We start from the raw sequence: 18,117 nt of genomic DNA on the forward strand, positions 1-18,117 counted from the left end.
CAAACGCGCCCTGATCGCGCCCCCTGTTCGCCTTTGGACGGGGCTGCTATCGCGCCATTTCGGCTTTGGCAACTGCTGAACCGGCCAAAACTGTTTTGCGGAGAATTAGGGTGGGCTTGAGCGCTGAAGCGATACGCGAAGGGCTGGACTTCATCGCCGCCCGCAATTCTTCGCTTGCCGGAGCGATCAAGCGCGTCGGCTATCCCGAACCGCGCATCCGCGCGACCGGCTATGGCACGCTGCTGCGCACCATCGTGGGCCAGCAGGTGAGCGTGGCTGCCGCCGCATCAGTGTGGAACAAGCTGGAGGCGCTGCTGGGTGAGGATATGCCCCCGCACGACCTGCTCGCCGCCGATTTCGATTCGCTGCGCGCGTGCGGGCTGTCGCGCCAGAAGCAGGGCTATGCGCGGTCGTTGTGCGAACTGGTCGTTTCGGGCGAACTCGATCTGGAAGCGCTGCCCAAGGATGACGAGGACGCGATTGCCGAACTGGTCAAGATCAAGGGCATCGGGCGCTGGTCGGCGGAAATCTACCTGCTCTTTGCCGAAGGCCGCCCCGACATTTGGCCCGCAGGCGATCTGGCAGTGCAAGTGGGCCTGGGCAAACTGCTGGGCCTTGAAGAACGGCCAAGCGAGAAGGAAACGCGCGAACTTGCGGAAAGCTGGCGGCCCCATCGCGGCGCGGCAGCGATCTTCACGTGGCATTGCTATAACAATCCGGCGTTGTGAACCGGACAAAACACAACGTTGCAAATCACCGTCATCCTGAACTCGTTTCAGGATCCATTGTGCCAAGCAGACTGCCGTTGGTGGGGCGAGATGGACCCTGAACCAAGTTCAGGGTGACGGAAACAGAGAGGTTGGGGGCAAGCGCAACTGACGGCTTTGCACGTCGACCAAAACCTGTAATCTGCTGCTGACAACAATGTGAGCAGGGGATGGCAGTGGCGGGAAAGACGATCTTCATCACCGGCGGCGCTTCGGGCATAGGCCGCGCGGTGGCGCAGCGCTTTGCGCAAGGCGGCTGGTTCGTGGGGCTGGCCGATGTGAACGAGGCGGGCATGGCGCAAACCGCCGCGCTGCTGCTGCCTGCGCAAAGCTCCTGCCACAAACTCGACGTGCGCGACCGCGCGGCATGGGATCAGGCGCTGGCCGATTGCGCCAAGGCTTCGGGCGGGCGGATCGATGTGGTGTTCAACAATGCGGGCGTCCCGATTGGCGGCGCAATCGTCGATCTCACGGCTGAGGAAATCGAACGCACGCTCGACATAAACCTCAAGGGCGTGATCTTCGGCGCACAGGCGGCACACACTTGGCTCAAGGCCAGCGCGCCGGGATCGTGCCTGCTCAACACCGCCAGCGCGGCGGGCATCTACGGCTCACCGGGAGCATCGGTCTATTCCGCCACCAAGTTTGGCGTGCGCGCGATTACCGAATCGCTCGACGGTGAATGGGCCGAGGACGGAATCGCCGTGCGAGACCTGATGCCCAGCTTCATCGAAACCCCGCTGCTTGATCACGCCCCCAACCGCGCCAGCAACGAAGACATCCGCACCCGCGTGCTTGGCGCAGGCCTCGAACTCACGCCGGTGAGCGAAGTGGCCGAGGCCGCGTGGGCAGCGGTGCACAGGAGCCGGTTGCATACCGTGGTCGGCAAGACCGCCCGCAAGCTGGCCTTCGCCACGCGCTGGATGCCGGGGGCTTTGCGGAAACAGATGCGGTCATCGGCAAAGCCTCTGGGGAAGTAGGGCCACCCGGCCCAACGCCAAGAATCCACCCCGCCATTCGTCACCCCGGGCTTGACCCGGGATCCCGCTGCTCTTTCGCCGCGCCGCCCAAAAAAGCGGGACCCCTGATCAAGTCCGGGGTGACCTCGGGTTTTGGGATGTGGTGTGAAGACCTTGGGTGGCAGGAATTTAGTGGGGAGCGGACGATGCTCAATCTTCTTCTTCGATCCAAAAAATGAATGCTGTTGTTTCATCATACCCAATCACGCCGCAGTCGAATGTAGACGCCGATAACGGGGTCCAAGCGTGATTTCTGCCAGGCAGCCAATCTCCATTGGTTAGGAAGACGGTTTTTCCCGATAAAACCTTCAGAGCGTCTGCGGCTTGTGCAATGACGCCATCGGACGGTGGCTTGTTTCCGTAGGCTAGGCTTCTCGTTCCCGCCAAGGCAAGGACATACGCCGCCTCTGACCAATTAAGCTGTGTCATCCCGCCGTCGACGAAAGGATCGAAATCCCCAGAGGGATAACTTAATTGCGCGGCGATTACCGGAGACACCTTGCTTGTGCGCACGTCTGGCAATGGCCCAACCCACCAGCGTGCGGCAGTTTTCTTAGACAACCTTTTGAAAAATCCGTCGAGTGTCTGCATCGCGTGATCTAGCCTATAATTCGAACGGTCGGTAATGGCGTCGTGTCCGACCGACAGCTTTCAATCAAACCCCTCGAAAACCCGCCGTCCAAACCCTGGCTCAAACCCTCAAACAAACCCCTCCATCGCCCGCGCCATCGCCGCATCCCTTGCCGACAGCCCATCGGCATCATGCGTCGTCAGCGTCACTTCCACGCGGTTGTAGACGTTGAACCACTCCGGGTGGTGGTCTGCCTTTTCCGCATAGAGCGCGACGCGGTTCATGAAGGCCCAGGCTTCGGAGAAATCGCCGAAGCGGAAGGTGCGGACCATCGCCAACCCATCTTCGCGCAATTGCCATTCGGGCAGTTCGGCCAGCAGCGCAACGCGTTCGGCATCGGTCAGGCGGGCTATGGTCATCATCGGTCCTTTGGCAAGCTTGGCAGTCGCCATCGTTTCCCCTATCGCCCTTCCTCATGCAAGAGTGCGGTCTCGTCGCCACGGATATTGCCTGCAGGCGCGGGGACCGGATTTTGTTCCGGGGCCTGTCGCTGTCCGTGCGTTCCGGCGGGATGCGCTGGCCTTCTGGCAACGGATTGACCGCGCCGAGCCGGAGCAAGCTGACTTCGGTCTGGCCGACCTGCTCGACGTGCCAGTGCGCTACTTGTCCACCGGCCAGCGCAAGCGCGCGGCGCTCGCCCGCGTGGCGGCCAGCGGTGCGCCGCTTTGGCTGCTCGACGAACCGCTGAACGGCCTCGACACCTATTGGTCGTGCAAGGCACAGGCCGCCATCGACGCGCATTGCCGGGCAGGCGGCGCGGTGGTGATCGCATCGCATCAACCGCTGGCGCTTGAACAGGTCGACGAAATCAAGCTGCTGGATTTTCAGCCATGATCCGCAAGCTCTGGCCCATCTTCACCCGCGATCTCGCGCTGCTGACGCGCGGTGCACAGGGGCGCGGCGGAGCGGTGTTGCCGCTGCTGTTCTTCCTTGCCGTGGCGATGCTGTTTCCCTTCGCGGTCGGGCCGGATGCGCGGTTGCTGGCGCGGACCGGGGCGGGGGTGATCTGGGTGGCGGCGCTGCTCGCAGCGATCCTGCCGCTCGACCGACTGGTAGAGCCTGACGTTGAGGCAGGCCTGTTCGACCAGTGGGCCTTGCGCGGCATTTCGGAAGAGGCATTGCTGGCGGTGCGCGTGCTGGCCCACTGGCTGAGCTTCGGCGTGCCGCTGATGCTGGCCGCGCCGCTTTCGGCAGGGCTGCTCTCGCTTGATGCGCAGCAATTGTGGACGGTGGAGCTTGGTCTGCTGCTGGGCACGCCGGGGCTGGCGGCGATAGGCGTGACGATTGCCGCGCTCACCGCCGGAATGCGCGCAGGTGCGGCGCTCGGCGGTCTGCTGGCAATTCCGATGGCGGTGCCGCTCCTGATCTTCGGCGCAGGCTCGCTTCAGCCGGATGGCGAGGGCGGGCTGGCCCTGCTGGCGGCGTGCAGTCTGGTGGCGCTGGCCGTCGCGCCCTTTGCCGGTGGCGCTGCCATCCGCGCTGGGCGCGAGTAATCGGGCTTCATCGCGGACAAGCGCAAATTCGTTGGCAATTGGGCAAACAGACCCTAACTCCGGCGATATGAACGCTCCACAGATTGCATCCGATACCATTTCCCTCATCGGCAACACGCCGCTCGTCCTGCTGAAAGGGCCGAGCGAGGCGGCAGGGGCCGAGATTTACGGCAAGTGCGAATTTGCCAATCCCGGCGCTTCGGTGAAAGACCGGGCGGCGCTGTGGATCGTGCGCGATGCCGAAGAACGCGGCCTTTTGCAGCCCGGCGGCACGATTGTCGAAGGCACCGCAGGCAACACTGGCATCGGCCTTGCACTGGTCGCCAATGCGCGCGGCTACAAATCGGTCATCGTCATGCCCGAAACGCAATCGCGCGAAAAAATGGACACTTTGCGCGCGTTGCGTGCCGAACTTGTGCTCGTTCCCGCCGCGCCCTTTTCGAACCCCGGCCACTTCGTCCATACCTCGCGCCGCATCGCCGAGGAAACCGAAGGCGCGGTCTGGGCCAACCAGTTCGACAACATCGCCAATCGTCGCGCCCATATCGAAAGCACCGCGCCTGAAATCTGGGAGCAGATGGAGCACCGCATCGATGGCTTCACGTGCGCGGCTGGCACAGGCGGCACCATCGCGGGCGTGGGCATGGGCCTTAAGGCCTTCGACGAGAACGTCACCATCGCGCTCAGCGATCCGCACGGCGCGGCGCTCTACAACTATTACGCCAATGGCGAATTGAAGGCCGAAGGGTCATCGGTAGCCGAAGGCATCGGGCAGGGGCGCATCACCGCCAACCTCGACGGCGCCCCAATCGACACCCAGTTCCGCATTTCGGATGAGGAAGGCCTCTATTGGGTAGAGCGCCTGCTGGCCGACGAAGGCCTGTGCCTCGGCCTTTCCAGCGGGATCAATGTGGCGGGCGCAGTCGCGCTGGCCAAGCAGCTCGGCCCCGGCAGCCGCGTCGCCACGATCCTGTGCGACACCGGCTTCCGCTACCTCTCTTCGCTTTACAACGCCGAATGGTTGAAGGCGAAAGGATTGCCGGTGTTCCCTTGGCTGGAGCAATAGGTTAGAATAGCCGATATGGCGCTTTTTGGCATCAGATCGGCAAGGCAGGCTTCGGCGCAAGCGCTGGCGGACCAAGCTGCTGCCGAACAGGCTTCTGCGGCGAGCATGTTGGCGCATGTCCCGCCCAGCCGCCGTGAATTGCGTGCACAGGCGGTCCATCGCTTGCAGGTGGGCATGTTCGGCCTTGCCGGAATGCTGCTGCTGGTCAGCCTCGCCAATGTGATCATGGATCGCGCCAAGTTCATTGATGAAAGCGCGGTCAACACAGCAGCCCCTGCCGTTGAAGTGAGTGAGACGTCTGCCAAAGACCCGCTGGCAGACATGGGCGTCGCACCGCAACTTCCCGTGACCGCCGGTGAAAAGCCCACCGTGACATTGTCACCTGCGCCGCCGCCCACGCCAGCACCCACGGTGCGCGCGCCGCAGCCCTGATGCGCTTCGGCCGCCGGACGGCGCTGGCTTTGGCGCTTGTCGTTGCAACGGCTCTGACTGGTTGGCTTCTGTTCACCTCAACCGGCAGGCAGGATCGCGCACTTGGCCTGTTCACCAGTCTCCCGATCCTGTGGAGCGAGACGGGCGACCTCAAGCAGCTTGTAGACGCTCCAACAAAGCCCCACTGGGCACGCACGGCGCTTGAGCAGCGCGGGAGGTTGATCCCGCTTGATACCCTGCTCGATCTATCCGCCTTGCGCGAATTGGTCATCGCGCAGCCACGCCCGCTGGCGCCCGAAGAAAACGTTTCGCTCGATGCATGGGTGCGCAAAGGTGGGCACGTGCTGCTGTTTGCCGATCCAATGCTGACGCAGGACAGCGCCTTCGCGCTGGGGGACCGGCGGCGGCCGCAGGACGTGGTGCTGGTCTCGCCAATCCTCGCCCGCTGGGGCCTTGGCCTGACCTTTGACGAAGATCAGCCGGCTGGTGTCCGGGAAAGTGCGGGAGAAGGGCTATCGGTCAATCTTCCCGGAGCGTTCACGATCATTGCAGGCGGGCATGATGCGGTTTGCCGGATCGGCCGGAACGGCCTTGTTGCCCGGTGTGATGTGGGGAAAGGGCGGGCAGTGCTGGTTGCGGATGCGGCGCTGCTCGAAACCGGCGAGGATGAAAATGCGCGTATTTCGGGGCTCAATGGCCTGATGGATGAAGCCTTTGGGCGTTGAACTGCATCTGGACGCGGGAAACTGCGGGAAAACCTTGGGTGGAAGAATCGGGGTCGGTCAGGATGCAGGCGATTCCGAAGTTTTTCGTGCCACTATTTGCAGCACACCATGGTTACTGACGCGTCAATAAGTAGAAAAAATGCCACAGATTCATAGTTAGACCGCGCTTTCCCGCATTTTCCCCTTTTCGCCCGCGCTGTCCCGCGTTAGTAGTTCCTTTCATCGGGACGAACTCCAGTCGCATCCACAGGGGATGAGTCGGCATTGCGCGAGGGCGCGTTGCCGGGCGAGGGAGTTTTTCGTCCGCGAGCGGGGTGTCACGCGTGACGGGAGGGCCGGTAAATCTGGTAGGACAGGGCTTTTCGCCACGCGGCGAAAAGGGTCGCTTTGTTCTGCCTGCCGATTTCCGGGCCGACATCTTCACGGCCTCTGCCAACGCCCGCGTTCTCTGCCTCGACAAGCATCCGCGCCTGCCGTGCCTCACGGGGTTTGGTCTTTCGCGCCTTGCCGATTTTGCCGCCGAGATCGATCGCGAAGAAGAGAAGCGCCTGCGCCTCGGCCAGGATTTTGACCGCGATGCTGCCGAAGGTCAGGTCTATGGCTTCTATCGCGCCAGCTACGATGACAGCGGTCGTTTCGTGCTGCCCGATTACCTGTCCGAACTGGGGCAGGTAGAGGACGGTCTTTATTTCCACGGTGGCGGCCGCCAGATCACCATCTGGAACCCACGCATCCTGTTCGAACAGGGTGAGGCCTGGGCCATCGCCCAAGCTGGATGCAGGGCCAAGATGGCCGAAGCTGCCAAGGGGAAGCGCAAGTGACCGCTCCCGAAAGCACGCGCGCCCCGCACATTCCCGTTCTGCTTGAAGAAGTCGTCGCCGCCCTGAACCCGCAGGCCGGTGACCTGATCGTTGACGCCACCTTCGGTGCGGGCGGTTATACCCGTCGCCTGCTGGAATCGGGCGCGACCGTCCATGCTTTTGACCGCGATCCCGACGCGATTGCTGCGGGACAGCTCTGGGGAGAAACCTGTGGAGAAGATCCGCGCCTCGTCCTTCACGCCCGTCGCTTTTCCGAACTGGCAGAAGGACTTGCAGAGGCCGGGATTGCAGGCGTTCATGGCGTCGTCTTCGATATCGGCGTCAGCTCGATGCAGCTTGATCAGGCTGCGCGCGGATTTGCCTTTTCCTCGGACGGGCCTTTAGACATGCGAATGTCACAGGACGGTCCAAGTGCGGCGGATTTCCTGAATGAAGCCAGCGATGAGGACATTGCAGATGTGCTCTATCGCTACGGCGAGGAACGCCAGTCGCGCCGCGTTGCCCGCGCGGTCGTGGCGGCACGGCCGCTCACCACCACCGGCCAGTTCGCTGCTGTCGTGCGTAAGGCCGTCGGCTATCGGCCCGACATAAAGGGTCCGAAGGCGCAGAAGGATCCGGCCACGCGCAGCTTTCAGGCGGTTCGCATCCACGTCAATGGTGAGTTGGACGAACTGATGGAAGGCCTTGCCGCAGCCGAAAAGGTGCTGCTGCCTGGCGGCCGCATCGTCGTGGTCAGCTTCCACAGCCTTGAAGACCGGATCGTGAAGCAGTTCCTGCGTGAGGCAGCCGGTGCGCTCCCGGCAGGCTCACGCCATATGCCCCAGATGGCGGCAAAGTCCGTGGCAGTGTTCGAAAAGCCATCAGCGGCGATCCGTCCATCGGCAGAGGAAGAGGCCCGCAATCCGCGCGCCCGCTCTGCCACGCTGCGCTGGGCCGTGCGCACTGCTTCACCGGCGCGGGCAACAACGGGGAGGGCAGCGGCATGATCGCGTCGGCCAATCGTCTGCGCTCGGTCGGCTGGGTCGTGCTGCTTGGGCTGTGCCTTGCGCTCGTGCTGGTGCTGGCCTTCCGCGTCAACGCGCTGCGCAGCCAAATTCACCAGACTGAAGCCCGGATTGTCGCGCTGAAGCAGGAAAAGCTCTACCTCGAAACCGAGTTCGAGACGCGCTCCAACCAGCAGCAATTGAAGGCCTGGAACGATGTCGAGTTCGGCTATGCCGCGCCCGGCGCGGGCCAGTACCTTGAAGGCGAACGGCAACTCGCCGCGCTCAGCGTGCCTGCTCTGGCCAATGCCCCCGCGCCGATCCGGGTGGCCAGCGTCGATGACAACGTGATCGCCTCTGCTGCGTTCCCTGCCATGGTTTCGCCGCTATCGGGTAAGCCGCTGGACGCCAAAGCCGAGAAGATCGAGGCGAAAGCGGAGCCGCGCACGGCCAAGGTCGTCCATGACGAAGCAGTCGAAACGCTCAACGAGCGGCTCGGTAAAGTCGTCGATTCGCGCCCGCGCAAGCCGGTGCTGAACGAAACCGCTTCTGAAAAGGAGAAGCCGGCAACGAAGAAGGCCAGCAAGCCAGCCAAGGCGGAAAAGGCCGTCGCCGCTGCGGATAAGTCAAAGACCAAGGGCAGCAAGGCGGCTCCTGCCCCTCGCGCAACCAAGGGCAAGGAGGCTAAGGCAGTCAAGTGAACGCACTCACTGCTTCAGCCGCCATCGCCTCTGGCCGGGTCAAGCTCGCCAACGTCCGCCAGCGCTCGCTGGTCGAGGCGAAAGTGCGGGTGCTGGTTGTCGCGTTCCTGTTCCTGTTTGCAGGCGCTGCCGCTTTTGCGCGCATCCTCCAGCTTGGCTTTTTCGAGGACGCACCAGAACGCCGTTCGCTTGCCGAAGCGCTGCTCCCGCCGCGTGGCGAAATTACCGATCGCAATGGCGTGCCGCTGGCGCGGGCATTCCCGGCCTATGCGCTATGGTACAATCCCAAGGCGCTCGGCGAAAAGGGGCAGCCTCTGGTCAAATCACCCGAGGAAGTCGCGGCGGCATTGATGCAGATTTTCCCCGATGCCGACCAGGTCGATCTGCTGCGTCGCCTTAAGTCCGACAAGCCCAGCTACCTGATCCGCCGGGTCATGCCCGAAGAGGCCAACCGCATTTTTGCGCTTGGCGAACCGGCGCTCGAATTTCCGCGTGAGAACCAGCGTTACTACCCACAGGGCTCGCTCGGCGCGCACGTGCTTGGCTATGTCGATGGCGAAGGCAAAGGCCATGTGGGGATGGAGCAGGTGCTGGAAAAGCAATTGATCGATCCCATGCAGCGCGGTCGCCCGGTTTCACTGTCGATCGATATGCGCGCGCAAGGGGCGCTTGAGGACGAACTCGGCCGCGGCATGATGGAAACTGAGGCCAAAGGTGCGGCGGGCATCATTCTGGATGTTGATACCGGCGAAGTGATTGCGCTTGCGTCGCTGCCTTCGTTCAACCCCAACCGCTCGGACATGGCCTACAACGATCTGGTGTTCAACAAGGTCACCAATCAGGTCTACGAACTCGGCTCCACGTTCAAGCCGCTCTCGGTCGCCGCTGCGATTGATGCGGGCGTGGTGACTGATCTTTCGGTGCGCTATCCGGCCAACCGGCCACTGGAAATCGGTGGCTTCCGCATTCGGGACAGCCACCCCTTTGGCGCCTCGCTCAATGTGCCCGAAGCGTTGATCCACTCGTCAAACATCGTAACCGCGCAAGTGGCAGACAAGCTTGGCGGTCCGGCGCTCAAGAAGACCATGGCGGCGCTGGGCATGAATGAACGCCCCTATATCGAACTACCCGCACGCGGCTTTCCGCTCTGGCCGCGCGGGCATGAGAAGTCGGGCGAATGGCCGCGCATCACCACGATGACGGTCAGCTATGGCCACGGCATCGCGGTTACCCCGCTTCACCTCGCCGCTGCCTATGCCGCAATGGTCAACGGCGGCGTGTGGCGTCCGGCCACCCTGTTCAAGGTCGATCCGGCCAAGGCCCCCGAAGGCCGCCGCGTGTTCAAGGCTTCCACCAGCGCGCGTATGCGTCAGCTGCTGCGCATGATCGTGGTCGATGGCACTGGCAAATCTGCCAACGCCCCCGGCTTTCGCGTTGGGGGCAAGACCGGCTCTGCTGAAAAGCCGGGCGGCAAGGGCGGCTACAATCGTACCTCGCTGGTGGCTACATTCGCCGCTGCTTTCCCGATGGACAAGCCACGCTACGTGGTGATCGCCATGCTTGATGAGCCAAAGGGCACTGCTGCAACCTCGTTCCAGCGGACGGCTGCGTGGAATGCCGGTCCCATCGTCGGGCGCGTGGTGCCGCGCATCGGGCCGTTCCTTGGCGTCGTCCCTGACGACACGCGCGACATCGACATTTCCGACCTTTCTCCGCTGGTCGGCAACGGAAGTGGCGAATGAAGCTTGGGCCGATCCTTAAAGCTGCGGGCTTTCCGGCGGCAGACGGCGACACCAACGTCACCGGCTTTGCCATCGATCATCGCAAGGTTGCCCCCGGCACCATATTCGGCGCATTCCCCGGCGCGCGCTTCAATGGCGAGGATTTCATTGCCGATGCGGTGAAGGCAGGCGCCGTCGCCGTGGTGGCGCGCCCTGAAGCCAAGGTCGAAGGCGCAGTCCACGTTGCCGATGCCGAACCGCGCCGGGCCTTTGCCGCGTTGGCCTCGCGCTTTTTCCAGCCCGTGCCCGAAACCGTCGTCGCCGTCACCGGTACCAACGGCAAAACGTCCACGGTTGAGATGACGCGCCAGATCTGGCGCATGGCGGGCCATTCAGCGGCCTCCATCGGTACGCTGGGCGTCACCACAGCAGACGAAAGCGTTTCCACCGGCCTCACCACACCAGATATCGTCACATTCCTTTCGAACATCACTGGCCTTGCCCGTGAAGGTGTGACGCATGTGGCCTACGAAGCGTCCAGCCACGGACTCTCGCAGTTCCGCAACGAAGGCCTGCGAGTTGTGGCCGGTGCCTTCACCAACCTCAGCCGCGATCATCTCGATTACCACGCGACGATGGAAGATTACTTCGCGGCCAAGATGCGCCTGTTCGATCACGTGGTCGCTGAAGGCGGCACGGCAGTTATCTGGGCGGACGACGAATGGTCGGAACGCGCGGTGGGCCATGCGAAGCAACGCGGCCTGCAACTGTTCACCGTTGGCAGCAACGGCACCGCCATTCGCTTGACGAACCGTGCCCCGACACAACTGGGCCAGACGCTTGACATCGACTGGCAGGGCAAGGCGCACAAGATAGCGTTGCCACTGATCGGTGCCTATCAGGCGGCTAACGCGCTCGTCTCGGCAGGTCTCGCGATTGCCTCGGGCTGCGAAGCGGGCGCAGTGTTCGATGCACTGACTCGCCTTCAGCCGGTGCGCGGAAGGCTTGAACGCGCCGCCATCAACCGCGCGGGCGCGCCGGTCTATGTCGATTACGCGCACACGCCTGATGCCATCGAAGCCGCTATCGACGCATTGCGCCCGCACGTGCAGGGCCGCCTGATCACCGTGTTCGGCGCAGGCGGAGATCGTGACGGAGGCAAGCGCCCGGAAATGGGCCGAGCCGCCTGTTCCGGGTCTGACGTGGTCATTGTCACGGACGACAATCCGCGCGGCGAAGACCCCGCTGAAATCCGCGCCGCCGTGCTGACCGGATGCGATGGCAAGGCGCGCGAAATCGGTGATCGCCGCACCGCCATTGCCGCAGCCATTGCCGAGGCGGGGCGCGACGATATTGTGCTCGTCGCAGGCAAGGGGCACGAACAGGGACAGATCGTGGGGCGGGGTGATGCCACGCGCATCTTGCCGTTTGACGATGTCGAGGTTGCAAGGGAGTGTACGACATGACCGCTCATCCCGCCTTGATTGCATGGCCAGAGGACCCGTCCGATGCGGCGGGTCTTGCGCTATGGACAAGCGACGAAATTGCCCTCGCCACAGGTGGCCGCGCCAGCGCGCCGTTCGCTGTTTCGGGCGTAGAGATCGACAGCCGTGATGTGGTGGAAGGCGATCTGTTCTTCGCGCTGAAGGGCGAAACATCGGACGGCCACCGCTATCTTGAAGGTGCCGCAGGTCGAGGCGCACCCGGCTCTGTCGTCGAACACGCCTGCTTCGGCCCTCACGTGCTGGTGCCCGATACGATGGCCGCACTCGAAGCGCTGGGTCGTCACGCCCGCGCGCGTGTCGATGCCGCGATTATCGGCGTCACCGGCTCTGCGGGCAAGACCGGCGTGAAGGAAGCGCTTTATGCCGCGCTCGACCGCGCAAGCCGTGGCCGCGCCCACCGCTCGGTCAAGAGCTACAACAACCACGTTGGTGTGCCACTCAGCCTTGCCCGGATGCCCGCATCTACCCGCTTCGGCGTGTTCGAAATGGGCATGAACCACGCTGGCGAACTGGCCGCGCTGACACGGATGGTCCGCCCGCACGTCGCCATCGTCACGACCATTGCACCGGCCCACATCGGCCATTTTACGGGCGAAGAAGACATCGCGGATGCCAAAGGCGAAATCTTCGAAGGGCTTGAACCCGGCGGCACCGCCATCATCCCCGCCGATAGCCCGCATTGCGAACTCCTGCGCGCAAAGGCCGCTCAACACGCTGGGCGCGTTATTAGCTTCGGCACCAAGGCTGACGCCGATGTCCGCTTGCTTGATGCTGTGCCCGCTCCCGGCGGTGGCACGCTGGTGACGGCAGACCTCGGCGGGCGCAAGGTTTGCTACACGATTGCGCAACCGGGCGAACATTGGGTCGCCAATTCGCTTGCGATCATGGCGGCGGTCGATGCCATCGGCGGCGATCTGGGTGCGGCAGGTCTCGCTTTGGCCGAAATGGAAGGCCTTGCCGGTCGCGGCGCGCGCCACACCATCCCGGCGCAGGGCGGTGACGGTTCGGGCAAGGCACTGCTGATCGATGAAAGCTACAACGCCAATCCTGCCTCGATGGCAGTAACTTTGCGCCAGCTTGGACAAACACCGGCCACACGCCGTGTCGCCATCCTTGGCGCAATGCGTGAACTCGGGGCGGACGAAGCCCGCTATCATGCCGAACTGGTCGGCCCGATTACCGAAGGCAAGGTGGAACGTCTGATCCTCGTCGGACCCGAAATGGCGGCTTTGGCGCAAGCCTTGGGGAAAAGCGACAATCCCTCGCTTGCCGCGAAAATCGATGTGGCGCATGTGCTAAATGCGGTCGAAGCGGCAGAATGTCTCGCGGCCGATGGCGTGCGTGGGGGTGATGCCCTGCTCGTCAAAGGGTCGAATTCGGTGGGCCTGGGCGCGATCGTGCGTTCGCTTGCCGCCAGGGAACAGTGAATGCTCTATCAGCTGGCCGAATGGCTGAACTTTGAAGGTTTCAGCAACCTTATCCGCTACCAGACCTTCCGCGCGGGCGTTACGCTGCTGACCGCGCTGCTGATCGGCCTGATCATCGGGCCGCGCTTCATCAATATGCTGCGCGTGCGGCAGGGTAAGGGCCAGCCGATCCGTGAGGACGGCCCCCAGTCTCACCTAGCCAAGCGTGGCACCCCCACGATGGGCGGGCTGATGATCGTTACCGCGCTGTCGCTGTCGCTGCTGCTGTGGATGGATGTGACCAACCACCTGATCTGGGCCTGCATCGTGGTGACGCTTGGTTTCGGCCTGATCGGCTTCCTCGACGACTATGACAAGGTCACCAAATATGCGCACAAGGGCGTTCCCGCCAAGGTGCGCCTTGCCGGTGAATTCGTTGTGGCGGCCGTTGCGGCGTGGCTCGCCGTGGGTGAAACCAACCTCTACGTGCCGGTGTTCAGCAACCTCTATGTGCCGCTAGGGCCGTTTTACTACCTCTTCGCGATCTTCGTGATCGTGGGCGCAGGCAATGCCGTGAACCTGACCGACGGTCTGGATGGTCTTGCCATCATGCCGGTCATCATTGCCGCAGGCACCTTCGCAATCATCGCCTATCTGGCTGGCCGCGTCGACTATTCCTCATACCTTGGCATTCCGCATGTCAAAGGCGCGGGCGAACTGGCGATTTTCTGCGCGGCGATGATGGGAGCAGGGCTTGCATTCCTGTGGTTCAATGCGCCACCTGCCGCCGTGTTCATGGGTGATACCGGCAGCCTCGCGCTCGGTGGCGCGCTTGGCGTCATCGCTGTTGCCGCACATCATGAAATCGTGCTGGCCATCGTTGGCGGATTGTTCGTGATGGAAGCCGTGTCGGTGATCGTGCAGGTTGCCGTCTACAAACGCACCGGCAAGCGCGTGTTCCGCATGGCCCCGATCCACCACCATTTCGAACAGCTCGGCTGGAAGGAATCGACCGTCGTGATCCGCTTCTGGATCGTGTCGATCGTCCTTGCGCTGATCGGCCTTGCCACGCTGAAAGTGCGATGATCGTCTCGTCCGCCTTCGCCGGAAAACGTTTTGCGGTGCTCGGCCTCGCCCGTTCGGGGCAGGCCAGCGTCGAAGCGCTGCTGGCGGGTGGGGCAGACGTTACCGTGTGGGACAGCCGTGAAGAGCCGCGCGCCGCCTATGAAGGGCGCTGTCAGATTGCCGATCCGCTGGCGATGGACCTCACCGGTTTTGTAGGTGTCGTCGTCAGCCCCGGCGTGCCACTCAACCGACACCCCATCGCCGCCCATGCTGCCGCGTTCGGCGTGCCGGTGATCGGCGATATTGAACTGTTCGCGCAAGCCCGCGCCGATCTTCCGCCACATCGCGTGGTCGGCATCACCGGCACCAACGGCAAATCGACCACCACCATGTTGGTCCACCACATCTGCCATGCCGCAGGTCTGGAAGCGCGTCTGGGCGGCAACATCGGCCTGCCGATCCTCGGGCAGGAGCCGCTGCCAGCCGGTGGCGTCTATGTGCTGGAGCTTTCAAGCTACCAGATCGACCTGACGCAAAACCTCGATTGCGATGTCGCCGCGCTGATCAACCTCAGCCCCGATCACCTCGATCGTTATGATGGCTTCGCTGGATACGCCGCCGCTAAGGCCCGCTTGTTCCAGATGCAAGGCCCGCGCAACCATGCCGTGTTCGGCTGCGGTGACGAACACACGCTGGCCATCGCACGCGAAGCATCGGCACGCCATGATGTCGGCTTCGTCCACGTGGTGCAGCCCGATGCGCTTGAAGGACAGGGCGCTTGGCCCTCGCTGCAAGGTCCGCACAACTTGCAAAACGCGGCCATCGCCGTTGAAATCGCCCAGCATCTTGGCATTGCCGAGGCGGTCTGGCGGCCCGCACTTGCCAGCTTCGTCGGCCTGCCACACCGCATGGAACGTGTGGCCGAAGCCGATGGCGTCCTGTTCGTCAACGACAGCAAGGCCACCAACGCTGCGTCTACAGCGCCCGCACTCGGTGCCTATCCGCGCATTCACTGGATACTCGGCGGATTGCCCAAAAGCGACAATCTGGACGAATGCGCCCCCTATTTCGGCAATGTCGTCGCGGCTTACACCATCGGGGAAGCCGGGCCGATGTTCGCCCAAATTCTTGACCCGATCATGCCGGTCAACCGCAGCGAGATGATGTGCGATGCAGTGCGCCAGGCGATGAACGCTGCACAACCCGGCGATGTCGTCATGCTGTCTCCGGCCTGTGCCAGCTTCGATCAATTTCGCGATTTCGAGGCGCGTGGCGACAGCTTCCGCCAGATCGTCGAGGCATTGATTGAGGATCGGGATACACCCTGTCCTCCGGGAACTGGTCAATGAGCACCGCGCCCACGCCCACCCGGCTTGTCACTACACCCACGCCCGAAGGCGGCGTGCGCGTAACCGGCCACGGCACGCGTTTCCGTCGCAGCCGCCGCAGCGAACTGCTGATCTGGTGGCGCGAGATCGATCGTGTGCTGCTCACGCTGATCTTCTCGCTGGTGGCCATCGGCTGCATTGCGGTTGCCGCGTCGTCACCCGCCAGCGCGCATCGCCTGTCCACCACCAAGAAGACGTTGGCCGATCTCTACTTCTTCTGGGCGCATTTGCGCTGGGTCGCCGTCGGCATGGTGGCGATGTTCTTCGCCTCGGTCCTGCCCAAGGAAGCCGCACGGCGCGGGGCTATTCTACTGGCAGCGGCTATGGTCATCGGGTTGATGCTCGTCCCGCTCGTGGGCAGCGAAGTAAAGGGCGCGCGGCGCTGGCTGTGGCTCGGCTTCAGCCTGCAACCTTCGGAATTCTTGAAACCCGGTTTCGCCATTGCGATGGCTTGGGTGCTGTCGTGGCGCGTGCGCGATCCCAACCTGCCGGTCATTCCGATCACCGTTGCCATGATGGCGCTGGTCGGCGCACTACTCATGGCACAGCCTGATTTTGGATCGACCGTGCTGTTCGGCGGGGTGTGGTTCGTGCTGGTGCTGCTTTCAGGGCTCTCGCTTACCAAGATCCTGTGGTCGATGGGCGCGGGCGTTGTCGGCGTGATAGCGGCCTATCTGTTCTATCCCAACGCCACCAACCGCATCGACAGCTTCCTGTCGGGCGGCAGCGAGTTCGATCAGGTCGACCTTGCCATGCGCACGCTCACCAACGGCGGGTGGAGCGGTACGGGCCTGTGGCTCGGCAGCCGCAAGAACGCCTTGCCCGAAGCCCACACCGACTACATCTTTTCGGTGATCGGAGAGGAATTCGGGCTGATTGCCTGCGCGGTCATCGTGATGATCTATTGTGCTATCGCGCTGCGCGTGCTGATGCGCCTGCTTGACGAGGACGACTTGTTCACCATCCTCGCCGCTGCAGGGTTGACCGCGCAGTTGGTGGGGCAAGCGTTCATCAACATCCTCGTGAACCTGCAACTGTTCCCATCGAAAGGCATGACCTTGCCGCTGATCAGCTATGGCGGATCGTCAACCATCGCGCTTCTCCTGGGCGTCGGGCTGCTGCTCGCGATCACGCGGCGCAACCCCTACCTCTCGCGTGAGAAATTCGACATTTCGGAGCTGGTGCGCAAATGAGCGGCGAGTCACGCCATTACGTCCTCGCCGCAGGCGGCACCGGCGGACACCTTATTCCGGCGTTTGCGCTGGCGGTAGAGCTTGAGCGGCGCGGCCATCACGTTGCACTGGTGACCGACGAACGCGGCGCAAAGATCCCTGGCAAGCCCGATTTCATGCCCGCGCACGTCCTGCCTGCCGGGCGTCTGGCCAGGAACCCCGTTGCCCTGCTCAAGGGCCTTCGCGCCATCTGGCAGGGCCGCGCGATGGCGCTGCGCCTGTTCGAAAGCTTCCAGCCTTCGTGCGTGATCGGCTTTGGCGGCTATCCCGCCTTGCCCGCACTACTGGCGGCGCTCGCGGCAAAGATCCCGACGGTGATCCACGAACAGAACGCCGTGCTGGGCCGCGTGAACCGCTACCTTGCAGGCCGCGTCGATGCCATCGCCACCGCCTATGCAGAGATTGACCGGCTCGATCCCAAACTGTGGGGTAAGGTCCACCGCGTCGGCAATCCGGTGCGCCCCGAAGTGCTGTCCCTGCGCGGTGAGGCATTCCCCGAAATTACCGAAGACAGCCTGTTTCGCGTGCTGGTCACCGGCGGCAGCCAGGGCGCCTCAATCCTGTCCGAGGTCGTCCCCGATGGCCTCGCCATGCTCCCGCCCGCATTGCGCCACCGCCTGCAAGTGACCCAGCAGTGCCGCCCGGAAGACCTCGAAGCTGTCCGCGCACGCTATGCCAATCACGAAATCCCCGCCGAACTCGGCACCTATTTCGAAGACATGCAGGCCCGCCTTGCCGGAGCGCACCTGTTCATCGGCCGCGCCGGAGCCTCGACCATCGCCGAACTCACCGCCGTTGGCCGCCCCGCCATCCTGATCCCGCTGCCTATCGCTACCGATGATCACCAAGCCGCCAACACGCGTGAGATGGTGGCAGCAGGCGGCGCGCGCGCGATCCGCCAGTCCGGCTTCACCCCGAAGGAACTTGCCAAGCAAATTCAGGTTATGGCCCAGCATCCCCAAACCCTTGCCAATGCCGCCCACGCCGCGTGGAACTGTGGCCTGCCCAACGCCGTCAGCGATCTTGCCGATCTGGTCGAAAGCTTCGGCGGCGATCCGATCATGGACGTGATCCGCGTGGACAAGCGCAGCCCTGCCACTTCCGGGCAGGAGCAACTGGCATGATCCTTCGACAGGCTCAGGATGAGTGGGCCTTTTCTTCC

At 63.4% G+C, this 18,117-nt stretch carries 19 protein-coding genes; 17 read left to right on the forward strand and 2 right to left on the reverse strand.

Annotated features, from left to right (window positions below; translation table 11 throughout):
* Positions 1-110: 110 nt before the first annotated feature.
* Both B7X90_RS05250 and B7X90_RS05255 read left to right on the forward strand, forming a co-directional pair.
* Positions 111-728 carry a DNA-3-methyladenine glycosylase 2 family protein gene (locus tag B7X90_RS05250; protein ID WP_292622372.1) on the forward strand — a complete coding sequence of 206 codons (618 nt, stop codon included), beginning with the start codon at positions 111-113 and terminating at the stop codon, positions 726-728.
* 209 nt (positions 729-937) lie between these two features.
* Entirely contained in the window at positions 938-1,747 is an 810-nt protein-coding gene (locus tag B7X90_RS05255; protein ID WP_292622374.1) for an SDR family oxidoreductase, read from the forward strand.
* A gap of 189 nt (positions 1,748-1,936) precedes the next feature.
* Here B7X90_RS05255 and B7X90_RS05260 read toward each other — a convergent pair whose 3' ends face one another.
* Complete coding sequence (locus B7X90_RS05260) at positions 1,937-2,377, reverse strand: hypothetical protein (RefSeq protein WP_292622376.1); 441 nt, start codon at positions 2,375-2,377, stop codon at positions 1,937-1,939.
* A 108-nt stretch (positions 2,378-2,485) separates the two neighbouring features.
* Complete coding sequence (locus B7X90_RS05265) at positions 2,486-2,776, reverse strand: 4a-hydroxytetrahydrobiopterin dehydratase (RefSeq protein WP_292622437.1); 291 nt, start codon at positions 2,774-2,776, stop codon at positions 2,486-2,488.
* Between the two features lie 64 nt (positions 2,777-2,840).
* On the opposite strand from B7X90_RS05265, the gene B7X90_RS05270 reads away from it, so the two are divergent.
* The 15 genes from B7X90_RS05270 (at position 2,841) to murG (ending at position 18,079) form a co-directional block, all read left to right on the forward strand.
* Positions 2,841-3,251, forward strand: coding sequence for an ATP-binding cassette domain-containing protein (locus B7X90_RS05270; RefSeq protein ID WP_366409666.1), 411 nt, complete (start codon positions 2,841-2,843; stop codon positions 3,249-3,251).
* The gene (ccmB, locus tag B7X90_RS05275; RefSeq protein WP_292622378.1) at positions 3,248-3,910 is read left to right on the forward strand and encodes a heme exporter protein CcmB; all 663 of its coding nucleotides are present in this window, start codon (positions 3,248-3,250) and stop codon (positions 3,908-3,910) included. The genes B7X90_RS05270 and ccmB overlap by 4 nt, the downstream gene beginning before the upstream one ends.
* A 67-nt stretch (positions 3,911-3,977) precedes the next feature.
* Positions 3,978-4,976 (forward strand): cysteine synthase A, encoded by a 999-nt coding sequence (locus B7X90_RS05280; protein WP_292622379.1) that lies wholly within the window; start codon positions 3,978-3,980, stop codon positions 4,974-4,976.
* A 15-nt stretch (positions 4,977-4,991) separates the two neighbouring features.
* Positions 4,992-5,408 (forward strand): hypothetical protein, encoded by a 417-nt coding sequence (locus tag B7X90_RS05285; protein WP_292622380.1) that lies wholly within the window; start codon positions 4,992-4,994, stop codon positions 5,406-5,408.
* Entirely contained in the window at positions 5,408-6,133 is a 726-nt protein-coding gene (locus tag B7X90_RS05290; RefSeq protein ID WP_292622382.1) for a DUF4350 domain-containing protein, read from the forward strand. The genes B7X90_RS05285 and B7X90_RS05290 overlap by 1 nt, the downstream gene beginning before the upstream one ends.
* Positions 6,134-6,456: 323 nt before the next feature.
* Positions 6,457-6,954 (forward strand): division/cell wall cluster transcriptional repressor MraZ, encoded by a 498-nt coding sequence (locus B7X90_RS05295; RefSeq protein WP_292622383.1) that lies wholly within the window; start codon positions 6,457-6,459, stop codon positions 6,952-6,954.
* On the forward strand, positions 6,951-7,940 hold the full coding sequence (gene rsmH, locus B7X90_RS05300) for a 16S rRNA (cytosine(1402)-N(4))-methyltransferase RsmH (RefSeq protein WP_292622384.1): 990 nt from the start codon (positions 6,951-6,953) through the stop codon (positions 7,938-7,940). The genes B7X90_RS05295 and rsmH overlap by 4 nt, the downstream gene beginning before the upstream one ends.
* Complete coding sequence (locus tag B7X90_RS05305; protein ID WP_292622386.1) at positions 7,937-8,638, forward strand: hypothetical protein; 702 nt, start codon at positions 7,937-7,939, stop codon at positions 8,636-8,638. Before rsmH ends, B7X90_RS05305 begins: the two co-directional genes overlap by 4 nt.
* Complete coding sequence (locus tag B7X90_RS05310; protein WP_292622388.1) at positions 8,635-10,380, forward strand: penicillin-binding protein 2; 1,746 nt, start codon at positions 8,635-8,637, stop codon at positions 10,378-10,380. The genes B7X90_RS05305 and B7X90_RS05310 overlap by 4 nt, the downstream gene beginning before the upstream one ends.
* Positions 10,377-11,825: a UDP-N-acetylmuramoyl-L-alanyl-D-glutamate--2,6-diaminopimelate ligase gene (locus tag B7X90_RS05315; protein ID WP_292622389.1), complete on the forward strand. Its 1,449-nt coding sequence runs from the start codon at positions 10,377-10,379 to the stop codon at positions 11,823-11,825. Before B7X90_RS05310 ends, B7X90_RS05315 begins: the two co-directional genes overlap by 4 nt.
* On the forward strand, positions 11,822-13,291 hold the full coding sequence (murF, locus tag B7X90_RS05320) for a UDP-N-acetylmuramoyl-tripeptide--D-alanyl-D-alanine ligase (RefSeq protein ID WP_292622391.1): 1,470 nt from the start codon (positions 11,822-11,824) through the stop codon (positions 13,289-13,291). Before B7X90_RS05315 ends, murF begins: the two co-directional genes overlap by 4 nt.
* Positions 13,292-14,356 (forward strand): phospho-N-acetylmuramoyl-pentapeptide-transferase, encoded by a 1,065-nt coding sequence (gene mraY / locus B7X90_RS05325; RefSeq protein ID WP_292622395.1) that lies wholly within the window; start codon positions 13,292-13,294, stop codon positions 14,354-14,356.
* Entirely contained in the window at positions 14,353-15,684 is a 1,332-nt protein-coding gene (gene murD, locus B7X90_RS05330) for a UDP-N-acetylmuramoyl-L-alanine--D-glutamate ligase (RefSeq protein WP_292622397.1), read from the forward strand. Before mraY ends, murD begins: the two co-directional genes overlap by 4 nt.
* A complete protein-coding gene (locus tag B7X90_RS05335; protein ID WP_292622398.1) occupies positions 15,681-16,916 on the forward strand; it encodes an FtsW/RodA/SpoVE family cell cycle protein in 1,236 nt (411 codons plus the stop codon). The genes murD and B7X90_RS05335 overlap by 4 nt, the downstream gene beginning before the upstream one ends.
* Positions 16,913-18,079, forward strand: coding sequence for an undecaprenyldiphospho-muramoylpentapeptide beta-N-acetylglucosaminyltransferase (gene murG / locus B7X90_RS05340; RefSeq protein WP_292622400.1), 1,167 nt, complete (start codon positions 16,913-16,915; stop codon positions 18,077-18,079). Before B7X90_RS05335 ends, murG begins: the two co-directional genes overlap by 4 nt.
* Positions 18,080-18,117 lie beyond the last annotated feature (38 nt).

The sequence above is a fragment of the Novosphingobium sp. 17-62-19 genome, assembly GCF_002256775.1.
Taxonomy (GTDB): Bacteria; Pseudomonadota; Alphaproteobacteria; order Sphingomonadales; family Sphingomonadaceae; genus Novosphingobium.

What these genes read in the sequence shown, in the direction of transcription:
- B7X90_RS05255 (WP_292622374.1), top strand. Translation starts at nt 938, where the DNA reads ATGGCAGTGGCGGGAAAGACGATCTTCATCACCGGCGGCGCTTCGGGC.
- B7X90_RS05260 (WP_292622376.1), bottom strand. Translation starts at nt 2,377, where the DNA reads ATGCAGACACTCGACGGATTTTTCAAAAGGTTGTCTAAGAAAACTGCC.
- B7X90_RS05265 (WP_292622437.1), bottom strand. Translation starts at nt 2,776, where the DNA reads ATGACCATAGCCCGCCTGACCGATGCCGAACGCGTTGCGCTGCTGGCC.
- ccmB (WP_292622378.1), top strand. Translation starts at nt 3,248, where the DNA reads ATGATCCGCAAGCTCTGGCCCATCTTCACCCGCGATCTCGCGCTGCTG.
- B7X90_RS05280 (WP_292622379.1), top strand. Translation starts at nt 3,978, where the DNA reads ATGAACGCTCCACAGATTGCATCCGATACCATTTCCCTCATCGGCAAC.
- B7X90_RS05285 (WP_292622380.1), top strand. Translation starts at nt 4,992, where the DNA reads ATGGCGCTTTTTGGCATCAGATCGGCAAGGCAGGCTTCGGCGCAAGCG.
- B7X90_RS05290 (WP_292622382.1), top strand. Translation starts at nt 5,408, where the DNA reads ATGCGCTTCGGCCGCCGGACGGCGCTGGCTTTGGCGCTTGTCGTTGCA.
- B7X90_RS05305 (WP_292622386.1), top strand. Translation starts at nt 7,937, where the DNA reads ATGATCGCGTCGGCCAATCGTCTGCGCTCGGTCGGCTGGGTCGTGCTG.
- B7X90_RS05315 (WP_292622389.1), top strand. Translation starts at nt 10,377, where the DNA reads ATGAAGCTTGGGCCGATCCTTAAAGCTGCGGGCTTTCCGGCGGCAGAC.
- murF (WP_292622391.1), top strand. Translation starts at nt 11,822, where the DNA reads ATGACCGCTCATCCCGCCTTGATTGCATGGCCAGAGGACCCGTCCGAT.
- mraY (WP_292622395.1), top strand. Translation starts at nt 13,292, where the DNA reads ATGCTCTATCAGCTGGCCGAATGGCTGAACTTTGAAGGTTTCAGCAAC.
- murD (WP_292622397.1), top strand. Translation starts at nt 14,353, where the DNA reads ATGATCGTCTCGTCCGCCTTCGCCGGAAAACGTTTTGCGGTGCTCGGC.
- B7X90_RS05335 (WP_292622398.1), top strand. Translation starts at nt 15,681, where the DNA reads ATGAGCACCGCGCCCACGCCCACCCGGCTTGTCACTACACCCACGCCC.
- murG (WP_292622400.1), top strand. Translation starts at nt 16,913, where the DNA reads ATGAGCGGCGAGTCACGCCATTACGTCCTCGCCGCAGGCGGCACCGGC.